The sequence below is a fragment of the Priestia sp. D51 genome (genome assembly GCF_053345675.1).
Map to the genome: position 1 here is coordinate 626,244 of NZ_JBLTIR010000002.1, position 16,515 is coordinate 642,758.

The window sequence follows — 16,515 nt, forward strand, 5'->3', positions numbered from 1 at the left end:
AAAAGAATCCTTTTTCGTTTTATTTAAACGCCGCATACCCATCATCAGCCATGATGACACTGCCGTTTACAGCTCCCGCTTCTTCTAAGGACAGCAAATAAACCATATCTGCAATTTGTTTTGGATTAGTGAGCTTTCTGCTCATCGTTTTTGCTTTCATTCCTTCAATCATACCGTTGTCCTTATAGCCTTGAATAATAGGCGTATCAACAAATCCTGGCGCAACGGCGACGACGCGAATACCGTATTTAGCGAGATCTAGCGCAGCTGATTTTGTCATCATCACAACAGCTCCTTTTGTTGCATGATAAGCATACGTTCCGGGTGAGGCTAAGAAGCTAAAAATAGAGGCCGTATTGATAATGACGCCTTTAATACCTAACTCTCTCATTTTCCTGCCTGCTGCCATAATCCCATATGTAACGCCGTGCTGATTCACATTAATAATACGGTGATATTCTTCTAAGTCTTGATCTAAAATAGATGTAGGACGTCCAATCCCTGCATTGTTAAACATCACATCAATTCGTCCAAATGTATTCACCGTTTTCTCAATCAGTGCTTCCACTTCTTCAAACTTGGTGACGTCCGTTTGCACAAATAAAGCGTGGCCTCCAGCTTCTTCAATTTTTTGAAGAGTCTCTTTTCCTTTTCCTTCATCATAATCAGCAATGACCACTGCGTCTCCTTTTTGCGCGAACTTTAAGGCAGTTTCTTTGCCAATCCCACTTGCTCCCCCTGTAATAACCGCTACTCGTTTTTGCTGCATGTTTCTCCCTCCTTGATGAAAATTCCTTTCTTTTACATTATAGCATTCTTTTTTCTATCAGCTGTTTCTATTGATTCCTTCATTTCCATAAAAGTGGTTAACTGGGGCATAGTTGAACGCCTTTTTTAATAAAAATCAGCATGTGTACAAGCAGTTTGGCGTTTTTTGCATTTACTATAGGGTAAGGAGGTGATGGCTATGCATGAACACACGGGTAATGTATCTATTCCGCGTCCTCCGGATGTGGTGACAATTCTGTGGGAGCGAAATCCTTTGGATAGACAAGCTCCTCGTACCATCGTAGAAGCAACGGTAATTGGCCGCGCAAATCCTTGCGGACGTTTGTTAGCTCAAGGTCAGCGCTACCGCACTGCAGCTCATTGTTTACTTGACAACGGCTTTGAACAAATTACTGCTGAAAGATTAGGGGTATTTGGAGTAGCTGTATTTGTTAGAGAATACTAAAATAGAAAAAGGGACTTTTCTGTAAGTTAGAAAAGTCCCTTCATACGTATTATGCGTGGAAATTCGTGCCGTCTGTTACAGCTTCAATTACTCCAGCGCGGATGACAAAGTCACCAAAGTGCTCGCCTTCTTCTCTTTCTTTTGCATAGCGAGGAAGTAAGACGCGCAGTTCATTTAAAATTTCTTCTTCACTGATATTTTCACGGTACATTTTGCTTAAACGGCTGCCGTCAAATGCTGCTCCAAGGTACATATTGTATTTACCCGGCGCTTTACCAATAAAAGCAATTTCACCTAAAGCAGGACGCGCACAGCCGTTAGGACAGCCCGTCATACGAATCGTGATTTCTTTATCGCGAAGGCCGTTTTCATCTACAATTGCTTCAATCTTCTCAACAAGAACTGGAAGATAACGCTCAGCTTCTGCCATCGCAAGCCCGCAAGTCGGAAGCGATACGCAAGCTAATGAGCTGCGGCGAAGAGCCGAATAATGCTTGCCGTCTGTTAATCCATACTGTTCAATCAAGTCACTAATTTGCTTTTTCTTTTGAGTGGATACGTTCGCGATAATTAAATTTTGATTAGCCGTTAAACGGAAATCACCGCTATGAACTTTTGCAATTTCACGAAGACCCGTCATAAGCTTATAGTCTTCAAAGTCAGCAATACGTCCACCTTGAACAAAAAGAGTAAAGTGCCATTTTCCTTTCACACCTTTTTCCCAGCCGTAGCGGTCTCCGTTATGATCAAAGTGATAAGATTTTGCTTCGTCTAAGCTCCAGCCCAGACGGTTTTCAAGCTCTTCTTTTACCGTTTCTAATCCAAGACGATCAACCGTGTATTTAAAACGCGCGTTTTTACGCACAGAGCGGTTTCCATAATCACGTTGAATCGTAATGACTTTTTCCGCTACTTCTAGAATTTGGTCAGGTCGGCAGAAGCCAATCACTTTTGCAAGCTGAGGGTAAGTTGCTTTATCCCCGTGCGTCATACCCATACCGCCGCCGATTGCTACGTTAAATCCAACAAGCTTCTCGTCTTCTAAAATGGCAATAAAGCCAAGGTCTTGTGAATACACGTCAATATCGTTAGAAGGTGGCACAGCTACGCCAATTTTGAACTTTCTTGGCAAATAGAGCGGACCGTACATTGGTTCCACTTCTTCTTCCACTTCCGGTGTGCTAATGACTTTCTCTTCATCTAGCCAAAGTTCGTGGTACGCTCTTGTACGAGGCAATAAATAATCACTTAATTTTTTTGACCATTCGAATACTTCAGCGTGCACTTCTGACTGATATGGATTCGGATTGCACATTACGTTACGGTTTACATCTCCGCAAGCTGCAATTGTGTCTAATAAAGAAGCATGAATTTCTTGAATCGTTTTCTTCATGTTCCACTTTAAAATTCCGTGCATTTGGAACGCCTGACGAGTTGTCAGCTTTAACGTTCCATTTCCGTATTTTTGTGCTAAATCATCCATCACTAGCCACTGTTCTGGTGTTGAAACACCGCCTGGCGTACGAACGCGAAGCATGAATTGGTAAGCTGGCTCTAGCTTTTGTTTTTGACGTTCATTACGAAGATCTCGATCATCTTGTAAGTAGCTTCCGTGGAACTTCATCAAACGATTATCGTCTTCAGAAATACCTGAGCTGATGCGGTCTAGCATTGTTTCTCCTAATGTACCGCGTAAATAATTACTTTCATCTTTTATGCGCTCAACGTCACTTGGAGGACCTTCGGGCGCTTTTAAAATTTTGTTTACCATGTTGAAAATCTCCTTTCAATCCTCAGTATACATCACGCTGATAACGTTTTTGTTTCTTCATTTCAGCAAGGTAAGCTTCCGCCTCTTCGCGGCTCATCTTGCCTTCTGTTTCAACAATTTCAACTAGCGTGTTGTGCACGTCGCGTGCCATATTTGTTTTATCTCCGCACACATAAAAAGATGCGCCTTCTTCTAACCACTGGAATAATTCTTTACTATGTTCAAGCATACGGTTTTGTACGTATACTTTTTCTTCAGTATCGCGTGAAAACGCCACGTCCATTTTCGTTAGCACGCCGTCTTTTAACCACTTTTGCCACTCTGTTTGGTAAAGGAAGTCTGTTACAAAGTGCTGATCTCCAAAGAACATCCATGACTTACCTTTTGCTCCTGTTTCTTCACGCTCTTGCATAAATGAGCGGAACGGAGCCACACCTGTACCAGGTCCCACCATAATAATCGGCGTTTCTTGGTTTTGAGGAAGCTTAAAGTTTTTATTGCTTTGAAGGTATACAGGAATCGTATCACCTGGCTGCAAACGTTCTGAACATAGGACTGAACAAACACCTTTACGCTCGCGTCCATGCGCTTCGTAACGTACCGCTCCAATTGTTAGATGAACTTCGTCAGGATTTGCTGACAAGCTGCTTGCAATTGAATAAAGGCGCGCTGGCATTTTGCGTAAAATAGCTACAAACTCTTGTGCTGATACGTTCCATGGGCCGAAGTCACGAACTAAGTCAATTACATCACGGCCTTGTGTGTATGCTTTTAATTCCTCGCGATTTTCTACAAGCGCTTTTAATTTATCATTTCCAGTAAGCTCAGCTGCTTGCTTTAAAAGCGGCTTTGTTAACACGGTAATTTCAAAATTAGAGAGTAGCGCTTCTCTAAGAGGACGCGTTTCTCCTTCTTTATTAACCGTTACACTTTCACTCGCATCCCACTTGAATTCGTTAAGAAGAAGATCAACAAGCTCAGGATCATTTTCAGGATAAATACCTAAACTGTCTCCTGGTTCATACGTCAAACCTGAACCTTCTAGAGATAGTTCTAAGTGTCGCGTTTCTTTATTTGATCCGCGGCCGTTCAAGTTTAAGTTCTCAAGCACTTCTGCTTTAAAAGGATTTGTTCTTGAGTACGGGGAAGTTCCTGCAGGAGCTTCCGCCGGAACAGCTGCCGAAGCGCTGTGTCCTTTCGCTTCGCTTAATCCGTCAATAACACCTTTAAGCCATTTATTTGCGGGCTCTTCAAAATCTAAATCACAGTCAACGCGCGGATACAGTCTTTCACCGCCAAGTTCTGCTAAGCGCACATCAAATTCTTTCCCTGTTTGACAGAAAAATTCGTATGAGCTGTCTCCAAGCGACAAGACAGAAAAACGGAAATTCTCAAGCTTTGGCGCTCGACGGCCGTGAAGAAATTCGTGGAAAGATAGCGCGTTATCAGGCGGCTCTCCTTCTCCATGTGTACTTACAACAATTAATAAATTTTCAAGTTTCTTTAAATTATTTGGTTTGAAATCATTCATAGAAGATACAGTTACATTAAAACCTTTTGCTTCAAGCGTTTTGCCTGTATTTTCAGCAAGACCTTGAGCATTTCCTGTCTGTGATCCGTAAAGAATCGTTACGTCTTTTGAAATCGTCTGCTCCGCCTGAGCAGGCGCTGCTGTAGAAACGTCTGGCGTTCCTTCGGCAGACGTAGATTGAGATGCTGTTAAATAACCACTCAACCACATTTTTTGTGCTTCTGTTAATGTCGGCAGAAGGCGATTAAGCAAATCTGCTTGTTCTTGATTAAAAGGGCTGTTTACTACCTTAAGTTGCAACACTGTCCACCTCACAAAAATATATAATTTAAATATGTATGCTTTTACGAATCATCTTCAACAACATGTAATACCTGTGTCTAATTAATCAATGATGTTTCCCTTCATACATTATTATTCCTATAGATTATATCAAATTTAATTATATAAATCATTAGAAAATTCTTATCAAATTCGTCTACCTGCATTTTATCGGAGAAGAATAAATTAGTAAAATACATATAATTGATAACTAGTATTAAGATCATTAATAATTGAAGCTGTCGTTACGTTTTTTATAAATGCAGTTACTTCCATATCTGCTCATTCTACATCCTTCACACGAATATGAATATTTTGTAATTTTTAGAGAAGTTTTGTAGAAACGGTTTTCTTTCTCATCAGAATGTTACATAATAAATGTAACATTAATCCTTTTAAAAAACACTATACGCAAAAGACAGTATATTCTGAAATTTAGGACAGTTTATAGGTGAGCTAGCAACCTTTTATCCATTCATACACGGTGAAGAATATAAAGGGAAGCTTGCAGTACATACCATTCCCTTTTGCTCATCTCAAATGAAAGGACTGGCTTTTAAATCAGGTAATCTTTTTTAAGGAGGCTTCTTGAATGTTTTTACGAGAATTAACGAAAAGTGGGACGATAACTGTTTCTTACTATAAAGATGGAACGTTGCAAACGTGCAAAGGCCGCGTGCACAACTTAAATCTCCATCAGCAAATTCTATCCGTAAAAGACGAAAATGAAGCCGTTGTTTCCCTTTTGCTTTCTGATATTAAATCCATTCATTAGTATGTAAAATTAAGGAGGAATTACTATGTGGAAAGATAATAAGCAAGCGCTTACAGATTTTGTGTCGGAAGATCGGTTTGAACTGAACTTATATTTATCGTATTTGCTTGATCAAATTTCGTATGACACGTCTAAACAATCCCCTTTTCTTCGCAAGCCTAATGAAACAACTAGTTAATATAGAAAAAAAGCGCACAAATTTGTGCGCTTTTTTTAATGTGATGGCTCTACTTCAGCAATGCCTTCTTCTGGTTTTTCTTCGGCTTTTTTATTTGAAAGCTTGATCTGTCTTAAGAACAATGTGCATACCGCTCCTAAAATAATAAAAGCTAAGCCCATGAAAAAGACGCTGTGCAATGCGCTCATTAGCGAGGTCTTCAAAATGGGCACAATGCTGTCTGAAAGCGCAGCTGGAATACTCTTTAGAGCCTCAGGACTAAACAGCATCTGCAGCACACTTTCAGGATTCGTATCAATCGCTTTTTTGAACCCGTCGGCAAAAGCGCTTGCTTGAGCAGGCAATGAGTTTAAATATGGAACGAGTTTGTCAGTAAGAAGCGTACCTGATTTGGCGTTCATTATCGCTCCTAAAATGGTAATACCGAACGTTCCTCCAATTGAACGGAAAAATTGACTTGATGATGTAACAACACCGAGCTCTTCTTTTGAAAAGCTTTCTTGAAGAGCAAGCGTTAAAATTGGCATTACAAGACCCATTCCTAAACCGATTACGGCCATATAAGAAGTAGCAACAAGCTTGCTAGTATGAAGGTCTAATGTTGTTAACAAGAAGAACCCTCCTGCCATAATGAGCATACCCGTAACGATTTGAGGCTTGATTCCAACTTTATAAACAAGCTGACCTCCAATAATACTCGTTACAATCATTGAAATCATCATTGGTGTCATAATGGTACCTGATTCTGAGGCGCTGACTCCAACGATTCCTTGCATAAAGAACGGAACAAATGTAATAGCTCCGAACATACCAATGCTCATAAAAAAGCCAATGATATTTAAAAGCGTAAACGTTCGGTTCTTAAATAAATACATCGGAAGAATCGGTTCTTTAGCTTTCGTTTCCACAATAATAAAGCTTATAATCCCAGCAATAGCAAGTGCAAACAAACTAATAATCTGCCAAGAGTTCCAGTCGTAATCTTTTCCTCCAAAGCTCAGGGCAAGAAGCAAGCTTACTACTCCGATAACCATTGTGAACATACCAGCTACATCGAATTTAACAGGTCCTGTATGTTTTTTTCCTTGAAGTCCGAGCGCAATAAAAACGGTAGCGAGTATCCCTACCGGCAAGTTAATGTAAAACACCCATTTCCAGTTCAATGAATCAACAATCCATCCGCCAATTTGCGGACCGATGACAGAAGCAAGACCATAAATTCCTCCGAATACTCCTTGAAACTTTGCTCGTGCTTTTCCTGTAAATAAATCACCGATTACAATCATTGCCATCGGCATCATAACGCCGCCGCCAATTCCTTGTAATGCACGGAATAAAATAAGCTCTGTCATATTATTTGCCATCCCGCATAAAGCAGAAGCCGCCATAAAAATAATAAGTCCTGTAACATAAATTACTCTGCGTCCTACTAAATCAGCGAGCTTTCCTGCAATCGGAACAACCGTTGTTGACGTTAATAAATAGGCTGTTGTCAGCCATGTCATCATGCTTAAACCACCAAGGTCTCCTACGATTCTTGGCATAGCTGTTCCGACAATGGTTCCATCAAGTGCAGAAAAGAACATCGCAATAATTAACCCAATTAATAAAAGCGTGCGCTTTGAATTTTTTTGATTTTCCATCGTGTGTCTCTCCTCTTTTTTGTTACTGCTGCTTATCTTTATAAGAAGCAGCTGATGTTGCAAGCTTTTTCGTAATAGAAGCCATCATGGAAAGCTCTTCTTCTGTTAGATGCAAAAGGTAGCGGTCCATAATGGCTTTTCGACCATTTAGCACGTCTTCAAGTTTGCGATGCCCAAACTCCGTTAAGGTAATGTCAACAACTCTTCTGTCTTCTTTATTGTGTTCTCTTATCACAAAATTGTGCTGTTCAAGACGATCCACTAAAAGAGTCACGGCGCTCGGTTTTACATCCATTAGCTCTGCAATTTGAGAAACCTTACTGCTCCCTACTTTCTTTAAATAAGAAAGAACAAATAATTGCGTAGGAGTCATCTCATGCTCATTTAGGCTCTCCATCATTTCGGGCTGCATTTTTTCAAATAGCACTTGAAGCGATGAACGAATCTCCCCAAGATACTGATTGCTTTTTGTCACATCTATTCCTCCAGGCTTGCTTATTTATTTCATGTTATAAATAGTTAATGCTAATTAAATATAAATGCATATAAACTAAAAGTCAATTATTTCTTTTTTAGTATTGACCCTTACGCTGCGTTATATTTTATAGTAGATTTCAGAAGGGAGATGAAAGAATGAACAGAAAAGTAAAAGAAGTGGCTGACTTAGTAGGAATCAGCGTCCGCACGCTGCATCACTATGATGAAATCGGGCTATTAAAACCTGATGCTGTCAGTGAATCCGGCTACCGGCTTTATTCACCGGCTAATCTTGATATGCTTCAGCAAATATTATTTTTTAAAGAACTTGGCTTCCCTTTAAAACAAATTCAGGAGATTATAACAGACCCAACATTTAATCGCACAGAAGCGTTGATACTGCAAAAAAACATGCTGATTGAAAAACGCAGTCGGCTCGATCAAATGATTGCAACCATTAATAAAACGATTCAATATGAAAAAGGAGCGATTGAAATGAACGAAAAAGAGCGGTTTAAAGGGCTGGATTTTTCGCATAACCCATACGAAGAAGAAGCCCGGAAGCGCTGGGGAAATCAGCGAGTAGATGAAGCGAATGAAAAAGTACAAAGCTTTTCACATGAAGAACAGCAGCGCATGTCAAACGAATGGGAAAGTATCTACACTCACTTAGCTTCTCTGCGTGATCTGTCACCATCCTCTACAGAAGCTCAAAAAGCCATTGAGCAATGGTATCAATTTTTAAATAAGAACTTTGGAACGTATTCATTAGAAGCCTTTAAAGGTCTTGGAGAGATGTATGTACAAGATGAGCGGTTTACAGCCAACATCGATCGCTACGGAAAAGGATTAGCGAAATTCATGAACGAGGCGATGAGTACATTTGCTGATGCTAGAAAACAATAAATCAAAAGAGATTGAGATATAACTACATCAATTATATGAAGCCTACGTTCATCACCACAATGAAAAAATCCGAACGATGAATCGTTCGGATTTTCATTCACTTAACATACTTTTGTCTCAGCCTCTTTTTATAAGTGAAGACCCATAAGCATTGTATTATAGTAGACGCCATTTATATAGGTGTCTTTTTCTTTTAATCCTTCTGTTTGAAACCCTAGCTGTTTGTATAAAGAAATAGCTCTTTGATTATCTTCTCGCGTCACAAGTTCGATTTTTTTTGTTTGTTTATTCATACGTGCCCATTCAATCAGCTCAATCATTAGCTGTCTTCCTAGCCCTAGCCCGCTATAAGCATTCTCTACCACGATACCAAGGGTACCCACATGCTTATTACGCGGGTTTTGAGACGAGGTGATGGATGCAATACTAATGATTTTCTCTTCTTTTTCAGTCACGACTATAAGAGAGTTTTGCTCTTGTTTTACAGAAGCTAAAAACACTTCATACTCTGAAACTGGTCTAAGAAACTCCCCTTCTCCAAATGAAAGAAAATCACTTTCTCCTCCCACTCGATTGTAAAAAGCAATCATTTTCTCTGCGTCTTTTGATTCTGCTTCTCGAATGGTGACGCCTATACCATTCTTTAATGTACGTAAACTCATATATCTATCTTCCTTTTAGTTATTCTTGTTTGCCTATATGGGTTTTAGCGCTGTTTTTCTCTCCACTGACCTAACCACATGCGATTCCCTAAAGCCGTAAAATCATTTTCGTCGGCGTAGCGTTCAATGACGGAAAGCGCGTTGTCCTCAAGCATTGGTGAATAGCTCATAATTTCTAAAATATGATGTGCAGCCCATAGGTCAATTCGATAAGTAGGATTCGTCAGCAGTGTTGAAAATTCAAAGAGCATGCCTGGATAGTATAAATGAATGAGCTGCGCAATTTTTTTCATATCTTCTGCAGCTCGGTTTCCTTTTTTTACAGATTTTTTATCTCGATAATCGATTTCATAATGAATTTTTGCGCTTTTTTGATAAAGATCAACTAGCGTTTCGTACGTACGATGTTTCTGCATTTCTCATCTTCCTTTGCTTCTAGATTTCCTCGTTTGAAGATGCTATAGTTCATTTTTAGGTTTCATATACTCAAATAAATGCAGCAAAAATATGATGCTTCCGCCAATGCACATCACAAAACTTAACGTAGCAGGATACTGAATAAAGAAACCGACAACACCAAAAATCAGCATAGCAAGCGCTCCTATCATCATAAACAGATGATAAGCCGGTGTATTTTCTTCATTATTCATACATAACTCCTTTTCACTATTTTTTAAGTTATTAAAAAGATATGACACTTCTTTTGGACTATGATCTTTTATTTTGCTGCCGCTTTATTTCTTTAGTTTAGCACGAAGTAACGTGAGAAGGCCTCCTCCAAACATCACGCCACCCACAATTTGATACAGGTGTATGTAACTTTTTACCGTTTCAACATACAGATCTGTGTCTACATTCCCTTTACTTTCTAGCCATTTTTGGCCCATTGCCTGACCCGTTGCAACGCTTTTTAACAAAACGACCAGGCCTCCGAGCATGACAACGGCGGCGATCATAAGCTGTACCTTTTCTTTGTCATCTAGCATTTTTTTGAATTCGTCTGCCATCTATCTCTCTCCCATCCTTACCTTGTTATGTATCTACTTGTTTGTAATCATGCTGTTTTTTCTCTATTATAACGCTCAACTTGGTCATTATAACACGGTTTTGCACTGCCTTTAGTCTTACTTTTCATAAATGAAGCCATTTTGGGTGATACTATTTTTGAAACACAGGCGTCTTTAACATCCCTTCATTATTTTTGAAGGGTTACTAATTGAGGTTGATACATGCTTATATTTTTAGGGATTTTTTTACTTTGTGCAGCTGTTTGTTTAGTAGAAATACCTTATTTAAAAAAAGTGAACAGTCAAAGAGAAAAGCGAATTTTTTGGAGTTTGTTCATAGTAAGTATTTTAATTGTTAGTTTAAAATATGGCGGTGTGGAAATCCCTAACCCTGGAGACGGCATTGCTTTTTTATTAAAACCTTTTAGTGATTTTTTGTTCAGTCTGTTGAAGTAAAAGGAAGTGAACAACGTGCATAGTCAGATAAAATTATCCGCAGCACAGTTTCGAATACTCGTGATTTTTTATAGTTTAGGCGACACTATTTTAGTCGTACCTGGAAGCTTAACGGCTGATTCTAAACAAGAGGCATGGATTCCAGCCATTTTGGGCGTAGGTGTAGGCGTTTTTCTTGTATGGATGTATATCAAACTTTCTAGCCTTTATCCGAATAAAACCCTTGTAGAACTAAACGAAGCCATTTTAGGCAAGTGGCTAGGAAAGTTTTTCTCTCTTTTATTTGTCGCTTCTACTCTTCTTTTTTGCAGTCAAGTTTTGTTTTACGTGGGCTCATTTCTAACAACTCGCATTATTATTCAAACGCCTATGCTTGCTGTTCATATTTTGTTTATGGGAATTGTGATTGTCGGCGTTCGTCTTGGCATTGAAACGATTGCCCGCTGTGCTGAAATTCTCTTTCCTTGGTTTGTTATTCCGTTTTTAATCTTAGTTTTTTCGATCTTCCCTCAAATTCATTATGAGAATTTGCAGCCTTTGTTAGAGGTAGGCGTTAAGCCTATTATTAGATCTATTCTGGTCTTTACAAGTATTACGTCTCTCACTTTTATTGTATTGCTGACCGTTTTCCCTGCTCACGTAGGGGAACCTGATCAGCGAAACCGCGCTTTTTTTACAGGAAGCTTAATCGGCGGAGGCATTATGATTATTATTTTATTACTTGGCATTCTTGTACTTGGAAATACGTATACACGTATCGCTTTATATCCAAGCTATGAGCTTGCAAGGCGTATCGAAGTTGCCGATTTTCTGAAAAATATTGAAGTAATCATGGCCATTATGTGGTTTTTATCTCTTTATTTCAAAACGTCTCTCTACTATTATGCGACCGTTTCCGGACTCGCTCAAATTCTTGAATTAAAAAACTACCGAATTTTAACTCTTCCGCTAGGCATTATTGCCGTTACATTTTCACTTATCGTGTATCCAAGCATTCCCTATGAACAAACGTGGGACAGAGATACGTGGATTCCGTACAGTCTGTTATTTGGACTATTTTACCCTCTTGGGTTATTAATAGTTGGGAAAATTCGCGTAAAGCATTCGGCGTCTTTATCGAAATAAAAAGAAATTGAGACATAACGAAATCCATCCAATCAACAGCTAGAAGGAAGCTACATGCATGAAACTTAGATTCATCCTACCAATAAAAAAATCCGAACGATGAATTGTTCGGATTTTCCCTCAACGAAACTACTTTGTTTTACCCTCTTTTAAAAGAACACGGTTATACTCACTAATCCATTCCACAGCATATGTAAAATCATAGATGGGAAAATAGATTTTGTTCGATAATAAATAATGGCGAAAACAAGTCCCATGACGGTAGCTGTAATCGGAAAGCCAATATGTAAAAGACCGAATACAAGAGCGGAAACGAAAATGCCCACAAGCACGTGATGGCGTTTGGTTAAGAAACCACATAAAACACCTCTATAAAGCAGCTCTTCTTTAATAGGCGTGATAACTGCTACACTTATAAAAAATATCCAGCTTGAAAGCTGCGTTTGATTAAAACTGCCTTGATTTAAATCTTTTTGCTGCTGATCTGCGCTTTCTACGTTTAAAAATGAAAGCATCACGTACTGCACCGCGGCTACAATTAAAAAGCCTACCACAATATATACATACGTTTTCCCTTCTTTTAATACCGAGACGTTCCACATAGGTTTTAAAAATCTGCGCACAGGTCTATAAAGCACCGCAACCCCTAGAAAAAATGCCGCGTCTACAAGCAGAGCATATGGGCCTTCTAATAAAATTCCTGTCATATTTGAACCCATAACTTCATCGTAAATAGCTACTCCAATTCCGGCTATGATTTGCAGTCCAAAGCCCAACACGATAAATAGAAGCAATGTGAAGTAAGTAAACTCTTTTTTCTTTTTAGGCTTTAAAACCGGTTCTGAATTTGTTGATAACGTACTCAAAATAGCAACCTCCAAAAATGATTCTTTCTCTCTAGTGCTCTCAAAATTCTATCATAAACTCAGTTTAATTATGTTATTTTTTAGGAAGAAAGTTATATTTTTTCACATTTTATACACAAAGGCAGGGCTTCAAAAAATAAATGTGCTAACCAAATTAGTTGTCAACTTCCTTATATTTGATTACGCTTGAAGAAATCTTACCGAAAGTGAAGTGAAAAAATGGCAAACATTTTAATGATCAACTTTCCCGCTGAAGGTCACGTAAACCCAACGCTTGGAATGGTAAAAGCTTTTTCAGACCGAGGTGATACAGTTCATTACATTACGGCCGAGCGTTTTAAAGAGCGCCTTGAAAACGCCGGGGCTATCGTACACATTCACCCAGACTTATTAAGCGGTGTATCCATCAAGCCTGAAACTCCTCAAGGAATCAACGCTTTTTTAAACATCCACATCCAAACGTCTTTAGATACGCTGAAGCTTGTTCATATATTATCAAAAAAAATTGAATTTGATTTTGTGTTTTACGACAAGTTTGGAGCAGGCGAATTAGTGCGTGATTATTTGCGGATCCCTGGCATTGTATCATCTGCTTCTTTTTTAATGCCGAAAGACCGTTTAAGAATGATGCCTCTTCATCCTGATTCAGACGTTCCATTTCAGCCGGATGAACAAGCTCAGTACGGGCTCAGCCTGCTTAAAAATCACTTTGGCATAGAGCCTAAAAATCTGCTTCAATTTATGAACAATGAAGGCGAATTAACGGTCGTGTACACAAGCCGCTTTTTCCAGCCGCTTCATGAACATTTTGATGACTCGTGTTTATTTATTGGGCCAAGCTTTCCAAAGCGTCACCGCTCTCATGATTTTCCATTAGAAAAGCTGAAAGACGAAAAAGTTCTTTATATTTCAATGGGAACGGTACTTCATGACGTAGAAGGCTTTTTCAACCTTTGCATCGACGCATTTAGCGATTTTGATGGAAAAGTTGTAATTGCAGCAGGAGACCGGGCCGATTTTAAAAGAATTAAAAAAGCGCCAGAGCATTTTATTATTTTGCCCTATGTTCCTCAGCTTGACGTGTTAAAAGAAGCGGACGTTTTTATCACGCACGGAGGCATGAACAGCGTAAACGAAGCTATTCATTTTAACGTACCGTTAGTCGTTTTACCTCATGGCAAAGATCAGCCGATCGTTGCTCAAAGGCTCGTGGAACTAAACGCGGGGTATCGCTTAGCAAAAGAAACGGTAAACGCCTCTCTTTTAAGAAGTGCCGTTGACGAAGTTGTCCGCGACGATTCCTATAAAAAAGGAATTAAAGAAATCAACGCAAGTTTCCAGCAGGCATCTGGACCGGCTGCAGCAGCCGAGCAAATTATCAATCACGTAGTGAAGAAACATTCATAAAGAAAAGGTGCACTGATGTGCACCTTTTCTTTATAAAAACAGCCATGTACAAACGGTATATACGCCAATGATTAGTATACTCATCTTACTAAGCGTACAATGAACGATAGTTAATTTTTGAAAGAGCACGGTCATGAACAAAGACCTCCTACTCCTTTAAAAGAGAAAAAGCTGAAGAATAGAGGCGTTTCTTAAGCTTTATATACAATATGCCCTGCTTTTTCACCGTCTTGTATGTTCAAAAATAAGAGACCCATAGTTTGCGAAAGCATGTTAACAAAGCTATTCAAAAAAATTATGAATACAAATCCATATGACTGAAATAATCGAAAATATGATGTAAATCTGTAATCTTTATGCTATGAGTGCTGTAAGCAACGATTATTTCAGCTAGCATAAGAACAAATAAAATGGCCAATAGCACCTTAACAAGCGGAAATTGTCGGAACTGAGGAGAAAAAAGCAGCTTACTGACTGTATACAAAAACAGCAGGATAAAGTAAATCATCATGGCATTGGTCGCCTGAAGGGGCACATTCCAGACAAATATGTACACGCTGAATGTCAAAATTAAAATAAACGACATTTCTTTCCCGCTAAAAAAATCACTCATTGCGTAACACCTTTTCTTGTTCATGAATGAATAAGAAATTATAAACTCACGAAACATTAACGTTATTTTTACAACAGTATACACGATTTTCCTGTTAATTTCTATATACCGGTGTATATACGGAGCTGCTTTTAGCGGATTGGCGTCATGTTTTTGAGTGCAATGGGTTATAGTAACAGGGAAAGCTCATAAAGGAGGTATGGATAATGGAAAACACAAATCAATTTGTTCAAAAGCTGAACGACAATCAAGAAAAGCAGCGTAAAAATAAGCAGGGTCAAGCTACTGGCCACCCGGAGAAAAAACTTCCTAACAAACAGCATTAATATTGTAAAAGCTGGCTGTCAAAACAGCCGGCTTTTTTTGTGATCATTTTTCGGAAGTCGAAATGTTTGAAGATAAAACAAATCCCCTGTTACAATAAACTGAACCCGCTGCAAAAACGTTCGCAGCTATACTTTCCTCTTAAGGAGCTGAATATAAAATGAGTAAATTTGAAAAATTATTCCAACCAACAAACATTGAAGCATTTGATTTACACACTCGTACAGCAATGGCACCGATGACACGATGCTTTGCTGATCCAGAGACAGGCGTAGTCGGTCAAGACGTTGTAGACTACTACCGCCGCCGCGCAAAGGATGGTATTGGCTTAATTATTAGTGAAGGAATTGTTATCAGCGAACGCGCAAAAGGAAATCCTGGCGTTCCCGGTATCTATACACAAGAACAAATTGATTCATGGAAGCCTGTAACAGAAGCTGTTCATGAAGAAGGCGGCACGATTATCGCTCAAATTTGGCACGTTGGCCGCTTGAGTCATTCCGGATTAATCAATGGGCATAAACCTCAGGCCCCTTCTGCTATTGCAGCACAAGGTCAAGTGCCTCGTTTCCGCAAGCCGTACGAAGAGCCTGAAGAAATGTCAAAAGAAGATATTAAAGAAGTTGTAGGACAGTACGCTCAAGCAGCTAAAAATGCCATTGAAGCAGGCTTTGACGGCGTTGAAATTCACGGTGCTCACGGCTATTTAATTGATCAATTTAATTCAGACTGGTCTAACAAACGCACGGATGAATACGGAGGCGACCTTGCACAGCGATTAACGTTTATGAAAGAAGTGATTTCTGCTGTTATTGACGCTATCGGAAAAGAACGCGTTGTGATTCGCTTCTCTCCTCATAAGCTTGATAAACCAGACTATCGCTGGGATGATACCGAAAAAGCCATTCAAACGTATACAAAAGCTTTTAAAGAAACAGGCATTGAGATTATTCACCCGTCTATGCTTGATTTTTACGAAGATGTCCAAAACGGCCAAAACCTTTATGAAATCACGCGCAAGTACTGGGATGGACCAATTATCGGCGTGGGTGATTTAACGCCTGAATCAGCTGAAAAAGCGCTTCAAGCCGGCTGGATCGACGTAGCTGCTATTGGCCGCCCGCTAATTTCAAATCCTGATTATTTACACCGCATTAAAAACGATGATGCTCTTGTCGAATACGATGCTAAAAAACATTTACCAGAGCTTATCTAAAAA

At 39.3% G+C, this 16,515-nt stretch carries 19 protein-coding genes and 1 pseudogene; 9 read left to right on the forward strand and 11 right to left on the reverse strand.

The features are described 5' to 3' along the window. Positions 1-19: 19 nt before the first annotated feature. Positions 20-769, reverse strand: coding sequence for an SDR family NAD(P)-dependent oxidoreductase (locus ACNHOZ_RS09855; RefSeq protein ID WP_034270246.1), 750 nt, complete (start codon positions 767-769; stop codon positions 20-22). Positions 770-967: 198 nt separating this feature from the next. Here ACNHOZ_RS09855 and ACNHOZ_RS09860 point away from each other — a divergent pair, with 198 nt between their 5' ends. Further along, complete coding sequence (locus ACNHOZ_RS09860) at positions 968-1,234, forward strand: hypothetical protein (protein WP_033580575.1); 267 nt, start codon at positions 968-970, stop codon at positions 1,232-1,234. 49 nt (positions 1,235-1,283) lie between these two features. Here ACNHOZ_RS09860 and cysI read toward each other — a convergent pair whose 3' ends face one another. Both cysI and ACNHOZ_RS09870 read right to left on the reverse strand, forming a co-directional pair. Further along, positions 1,284-3,005 (reverse strand): assimilatory sulfite reductase (NADPH) hemoprotein subunit, encoded by a 1,722-nt coding sequence (gene cysI, locus ACNHOZ_RS09865; RefSeq protein WP_048018962.1) that lies wholly within the window; start codon positions 3,003-3,005, stop codon positions 1,284-1,286. A 22-nt stretch (positions 3,006-3,027) separates the two neighbouring features. Continuing rightward, positions 3,028-4,836: an assimilatory sulfite reductase (NADPH) flavoprotein subunit gene (locus ACNHOZ_RS09870; protein WP_047750521.1), complete on the reverse strand. Its 1,809-nt coding sequence runs from the start codon at positions 4,834-4,836 to the stop codon at positions 3,028-3,030. A 613-nt stretch (positions 4,837-5,449) separates the two neighbouring features. Between ACNHOZ_RS09870 and ACNHOZ_RS09875 the strand changes: the two genes are divergently transcribed. Next, on the forward strand, positions 5,450-5,632 hold the full coding sequence (locus ACNHOZ_RS09875) for a YolD-like family protein (protein WP_013083869.1): 183 nt from the start codon (positions 5,450-5,452) through the stop codon (positions 5,630-5,632). 25 nt (positions 5,633-5,657) lie between these two features. After that, complete coding sequence (locus ACNHOZ_RS09880; protein ID WP_168760996.1) at positions 5,658-5,810, forward strand: hypothetical protein; 153 nt, start codon at positions 5,658-5,660, stop codon at positions 5,808-5,810. A gap of 35 nt (positions 5,811-5,845) precedes the next feature. Here ACNHOZ_RS09880 and ACNHOZ_RS09885 read toward each other — a convergent pair whose 3' ends face one another. Both ACNHOZ_RS09885 and ACNHOZ_RS09890 read right to left on the reverse strand, forming a co-directional pair. Then, positions 5,846-7,453, reverse strand: a complete 1,608-nt coding sequence (locus tag ACNHOZ_RS09885; RefSeq protein WP_048018961.1) for an MDR family MFS transporter — start codon at positions 7,451-7,453, stop codon at positions 5,846-5,848. 22 nt (positions 7,454-7,475) lie between these two features. Next, positions 7,476-7,928, reverse strand: coding sequence for a MarR family winged helix-turn-helix transcriptional regulator (locus tag ACNHOZ_RS09890; RefSeq protein ID WP_048018960.1), 453 nt, complete (start codon positions 7,926-7,928; stop codon positions 7,476-7,478). A gap of 158 nt (positions 7,929-8,086) precedes the next feature. On the opposite strand from ACNHOZ_RS09890, the gene ACNHOZ_RS09895 reads away from it, so the two are divergent. Then, positions 8,087-8,836 carry a MerR family transcriptional regulator gene (locus ACNHOZ_RS09895; protein ID WP_048018959.1) on the forward strand — a complete coding sequence of 250 codons (750 nt, stop codon included), beginning with the start codon at positions 8,087-8,089 and terminating at the stop codon, positions 8,834-8,836. 128 nt (positions 8,837-8,964) lie between these two features. Here the strand turns inward: ACNHOZ_RS09895 and ACNHOZ_RS09900 are convergent, their stop codons facing one another. The 4 genes from ACNHOZ_RS09900 to ACNHOZ_RS09915 form a co-directional block, all read right to left on the reverse strand. Then, a complete protein-coding gene (locus tag ACNHOZ_RS09900) occupies positions 8,965-9,498 on the reverse strand; it encodes a GNAT family N-acetyltransferase (RefSeq protein WP_048018958.1) in 534 nt (177 codons plus the stop codon). A 44-nt stretch (positions 9,499-9,542) separates the two neighbouring features. Further along, positions 9,543-9,914: a hypothetical protein gene (locus ACNHOZ_RS09905; protein ID WP_013083874.1), complete on the reverse strand. Its 372-nt coding sequence runs from the start codon at positions 9,912-9,914 to the stop codon at positions 9,543-9,545. A 42-nt stretch (positions 9,915-9,956) separates the two neighbouring features. Then, entirely contained in the window at positions 9,957-10,148 is a 192-nt protein-coding gene (locus ACNHOZ_RS09910; protein ID WP_014459359.1) for a hypothetical protein, read from the reverse strand. Positions 10,149-10,232: 84 nt separating this feature from the next. Continuing rightward, complete coding sequence (locus ACNHOZ_RS09915; protein WP_028414407.1) at positions 10,233-10,505, reverse strand: hypothetical protein; 273 nt, start codon at positions 10,503-10,505, stop codon at positions 10,233-10,235. Positions 10,506-10,727: 222 nt separating this feature from the next. Here ACNHOZ_RS09915 and ACNHOZ_RS09920 point away from each other — a divergent pair, with 222 nt between their 5' ends. After that, a complete protein-coding gene (locus ACNHOZ_RS09920; protein ID WP_048018957.1) occupies positions 10,728-10,961 on the forward strand; it encodes a hypothetical protein in 234 nt (77 codons plus the stop codon). Positions 10,962-10,976: 15 nt separating this feature from the next. Beyond that, positions 10,977-12,086 (forward strand): GerAB/ArcD/ProY family transporter, encoded by a 1,110-nt coding sequence (locus tag ACNHOZ_RS09925; RefSeq protein WP_048018956.1) that lies wholly within the window; start codon positions 10,977-10,979, stop codon positions 12,084-12,086. A 149-nt stretch (positions 12,087-12,235) separates the two neighbouring features. Here the strand turns inward: ACNHOZ_RS09925 and ACNHOZ_RS09930 are convergent, their stop codons facing one another. Continuing rightward, positions 12,236-12,952, reverse strand: a complete 717-nt coding sequence (locus ACNHOZ_RS09930) for a CPBP family intramembrane glutamic endopeptidase (protein ID WP_033580570.1) — start codon at positions 12,950-12,952, stop codon at positions 12,236-12,238. Between the two features lie 219 nt (positions 12,953-13,171). Here ACNHOZ_RS09930 and ACNHOZ_RS09935 point away from each other — a divergent pair, with 219 nt between their 5' ends. Further along, a complete protein-coding gene (locus tag ACNHOZ_RS09935) occupies positions 13,172-14,359 on the forward strand; it encodes a macrolide family glycosyltransferase (RefSeq protein ID WP_048018955.1) in 1,188 nt (395 codons plus the stop codon). A gap of 295 nt (positions 14,360-14,654) precedes the next feature. On the opposite strand, the gene ACNHOZ_RS09940 is transcribed toward ACNHOZ_RS09935, so the two are convergent. After that, complete coding sequence (locus ACNHOZ_RS09940) at positions 14,655-14,972, reverse strand: hypothetical protein (protein ID WP_028414413.1); 318 nt, start codon at positions 14,970-14,972, stop codon at positions 14,655-14,657. A 206-nt stretch (positions 14,973-15,178) separates the two neighbouring features. Between ACNHOZ_RS09940 and ACNHOZ_RS09945 the strand changes: the two genes are divergently transcribed. Beyond that, positions 15,179-15,298 carry a DUF4023 domain-containing protein gene (locus ACNHOZ_RS09945; protein ID WP_080754499.1) on the forward strand — a complete coding sequence of 40 codons (120 nt, stop codon included), beginning with the start codon at positions 15,179-15,181 and terminating at the stop codon, positions 15,296-15,298. A 173-nt stretch (positions 15,299-15,471) separates the two neighbouring features. Further along, positions 15,472-16,512: pseudogene (locus tag ACNHOZ_RS09950) on the forward strand (alkene reductase); the annotation flags it as partial. Positions 16,513-16,515: the final 3 nt, after the last annotated feature.

Excerpts from the sequence above, each read along its gene's own strand:
- ACNHOZ_RS09920 (WP_048018957.1), top strand. The coding sequence starts at position 10,728 with ATGCTTATATTTTTAGGGATTTTTTTACTTTGTGCAGCTGTTTGTTTA.
- ACNHOZ_RS09910 (WP_014459359.1), bottom strand. The coding sequence starts at position 10,148 with ATGAATAATGAAGAAAATACACCGGCTTATCATCTGTTTATGATGATA.
- ACNHOZ_RS09900 (WP_048018958.1), bottom strand. The coding sequence starts at position 9,498 with ATGAGTTTACGTACATTAAAGAATGGTATAGGCGTCACCATTCGAGAA.
- ACNHOZ_RS09905 (WP_013083874.1), bottom strand. The coding sequence starts at position 9,914 with ATGCAGAAACATCGTACGTACGAAACGCTAGTTGATCTTTATCAAAAA.
- ACNHOZ_RS09860 (WP_033580575.1), top strand. The coding sequence starts at position 968 with ATGCATGAACACACGGGTAATGTATCTATTCCGCGTCCTCCGGATGTG.
- cysI (WP_048018962.1), bottom strand. The coding sequence starts at position 3,005 with ATGGTAAACAAAATTTTAAAAGCGCCCGAAGGTCCTCCAAGTGACGTT.
- ACNHOZ_RS09880 (WP_168760996.1), top strand. The coding sequence starts at position 5,658 with ATGTGGAAAGATAATAAGCAAGCGCTTACAGATTTTGTGTCGGAAGAT.
- ACNHOZ_RS09935 (WP_048018955.1), top strand. The coding sequence starts at position 13,172 with ATGGCAAACATTTTAATGATCAACTTTCCCGCTGAAGGTCACGTAAAC.
- ACNHOZ_RS09895 (WP_048018959.1), top strand. The coding sequence starts at position 8,087 with ATGAACAGAAAAGTAAAAGAAGTGGCTGACTTAGTAGGAATCAGCGTC.
- ACNHOZ_RS09945 (WP_080754499.1), top strand. The coding sequence starts at position 15,179 with ATGGAAAACACAAATCAATTTGTTCAAAAGCTGAACGACAATCAAGAA.
- ACNHOZ_RS09915 (WP_028414407.1), bottom strand. The coding sequence starts at position 10,505 with ATGGCAGACGAATTCAAAAAAATGCTAGATGACAAAGAAAAGGTACAG.
- ACNHOZ_RS09855 (WP_034270246.1), bottom strand. The coding sequence starts at position 769 with ATGCAGCAAAAACGAGTAGCGGTTATTACAGGGGGAGCAAGTGGGATT.
- ACNHOZ_RS09885 (WP_048018961.1), bottom strand. The coding sequence starts at position 7,453 with ATGGAAAATCAAAAAAATTCAAAGCGCACGCTTTTATTAATTGGGTTA.
- ACNHOZ_RS09875 (WP_013083869.1), top strand. The coding sequence starts at position 5,450 with ATGTTTTTACGAGAATTAACGAAAAGTGGGACGATAACTGTTTCTTAC.
- ACNHOZ_RS09940 (WP_028414413.1), bottom strand. The coding sequence starts at position 14,972 with ATGAGTGATTTTTTTAGCGGGAAAGAAATGTCGTTTATTTTAATTTTG.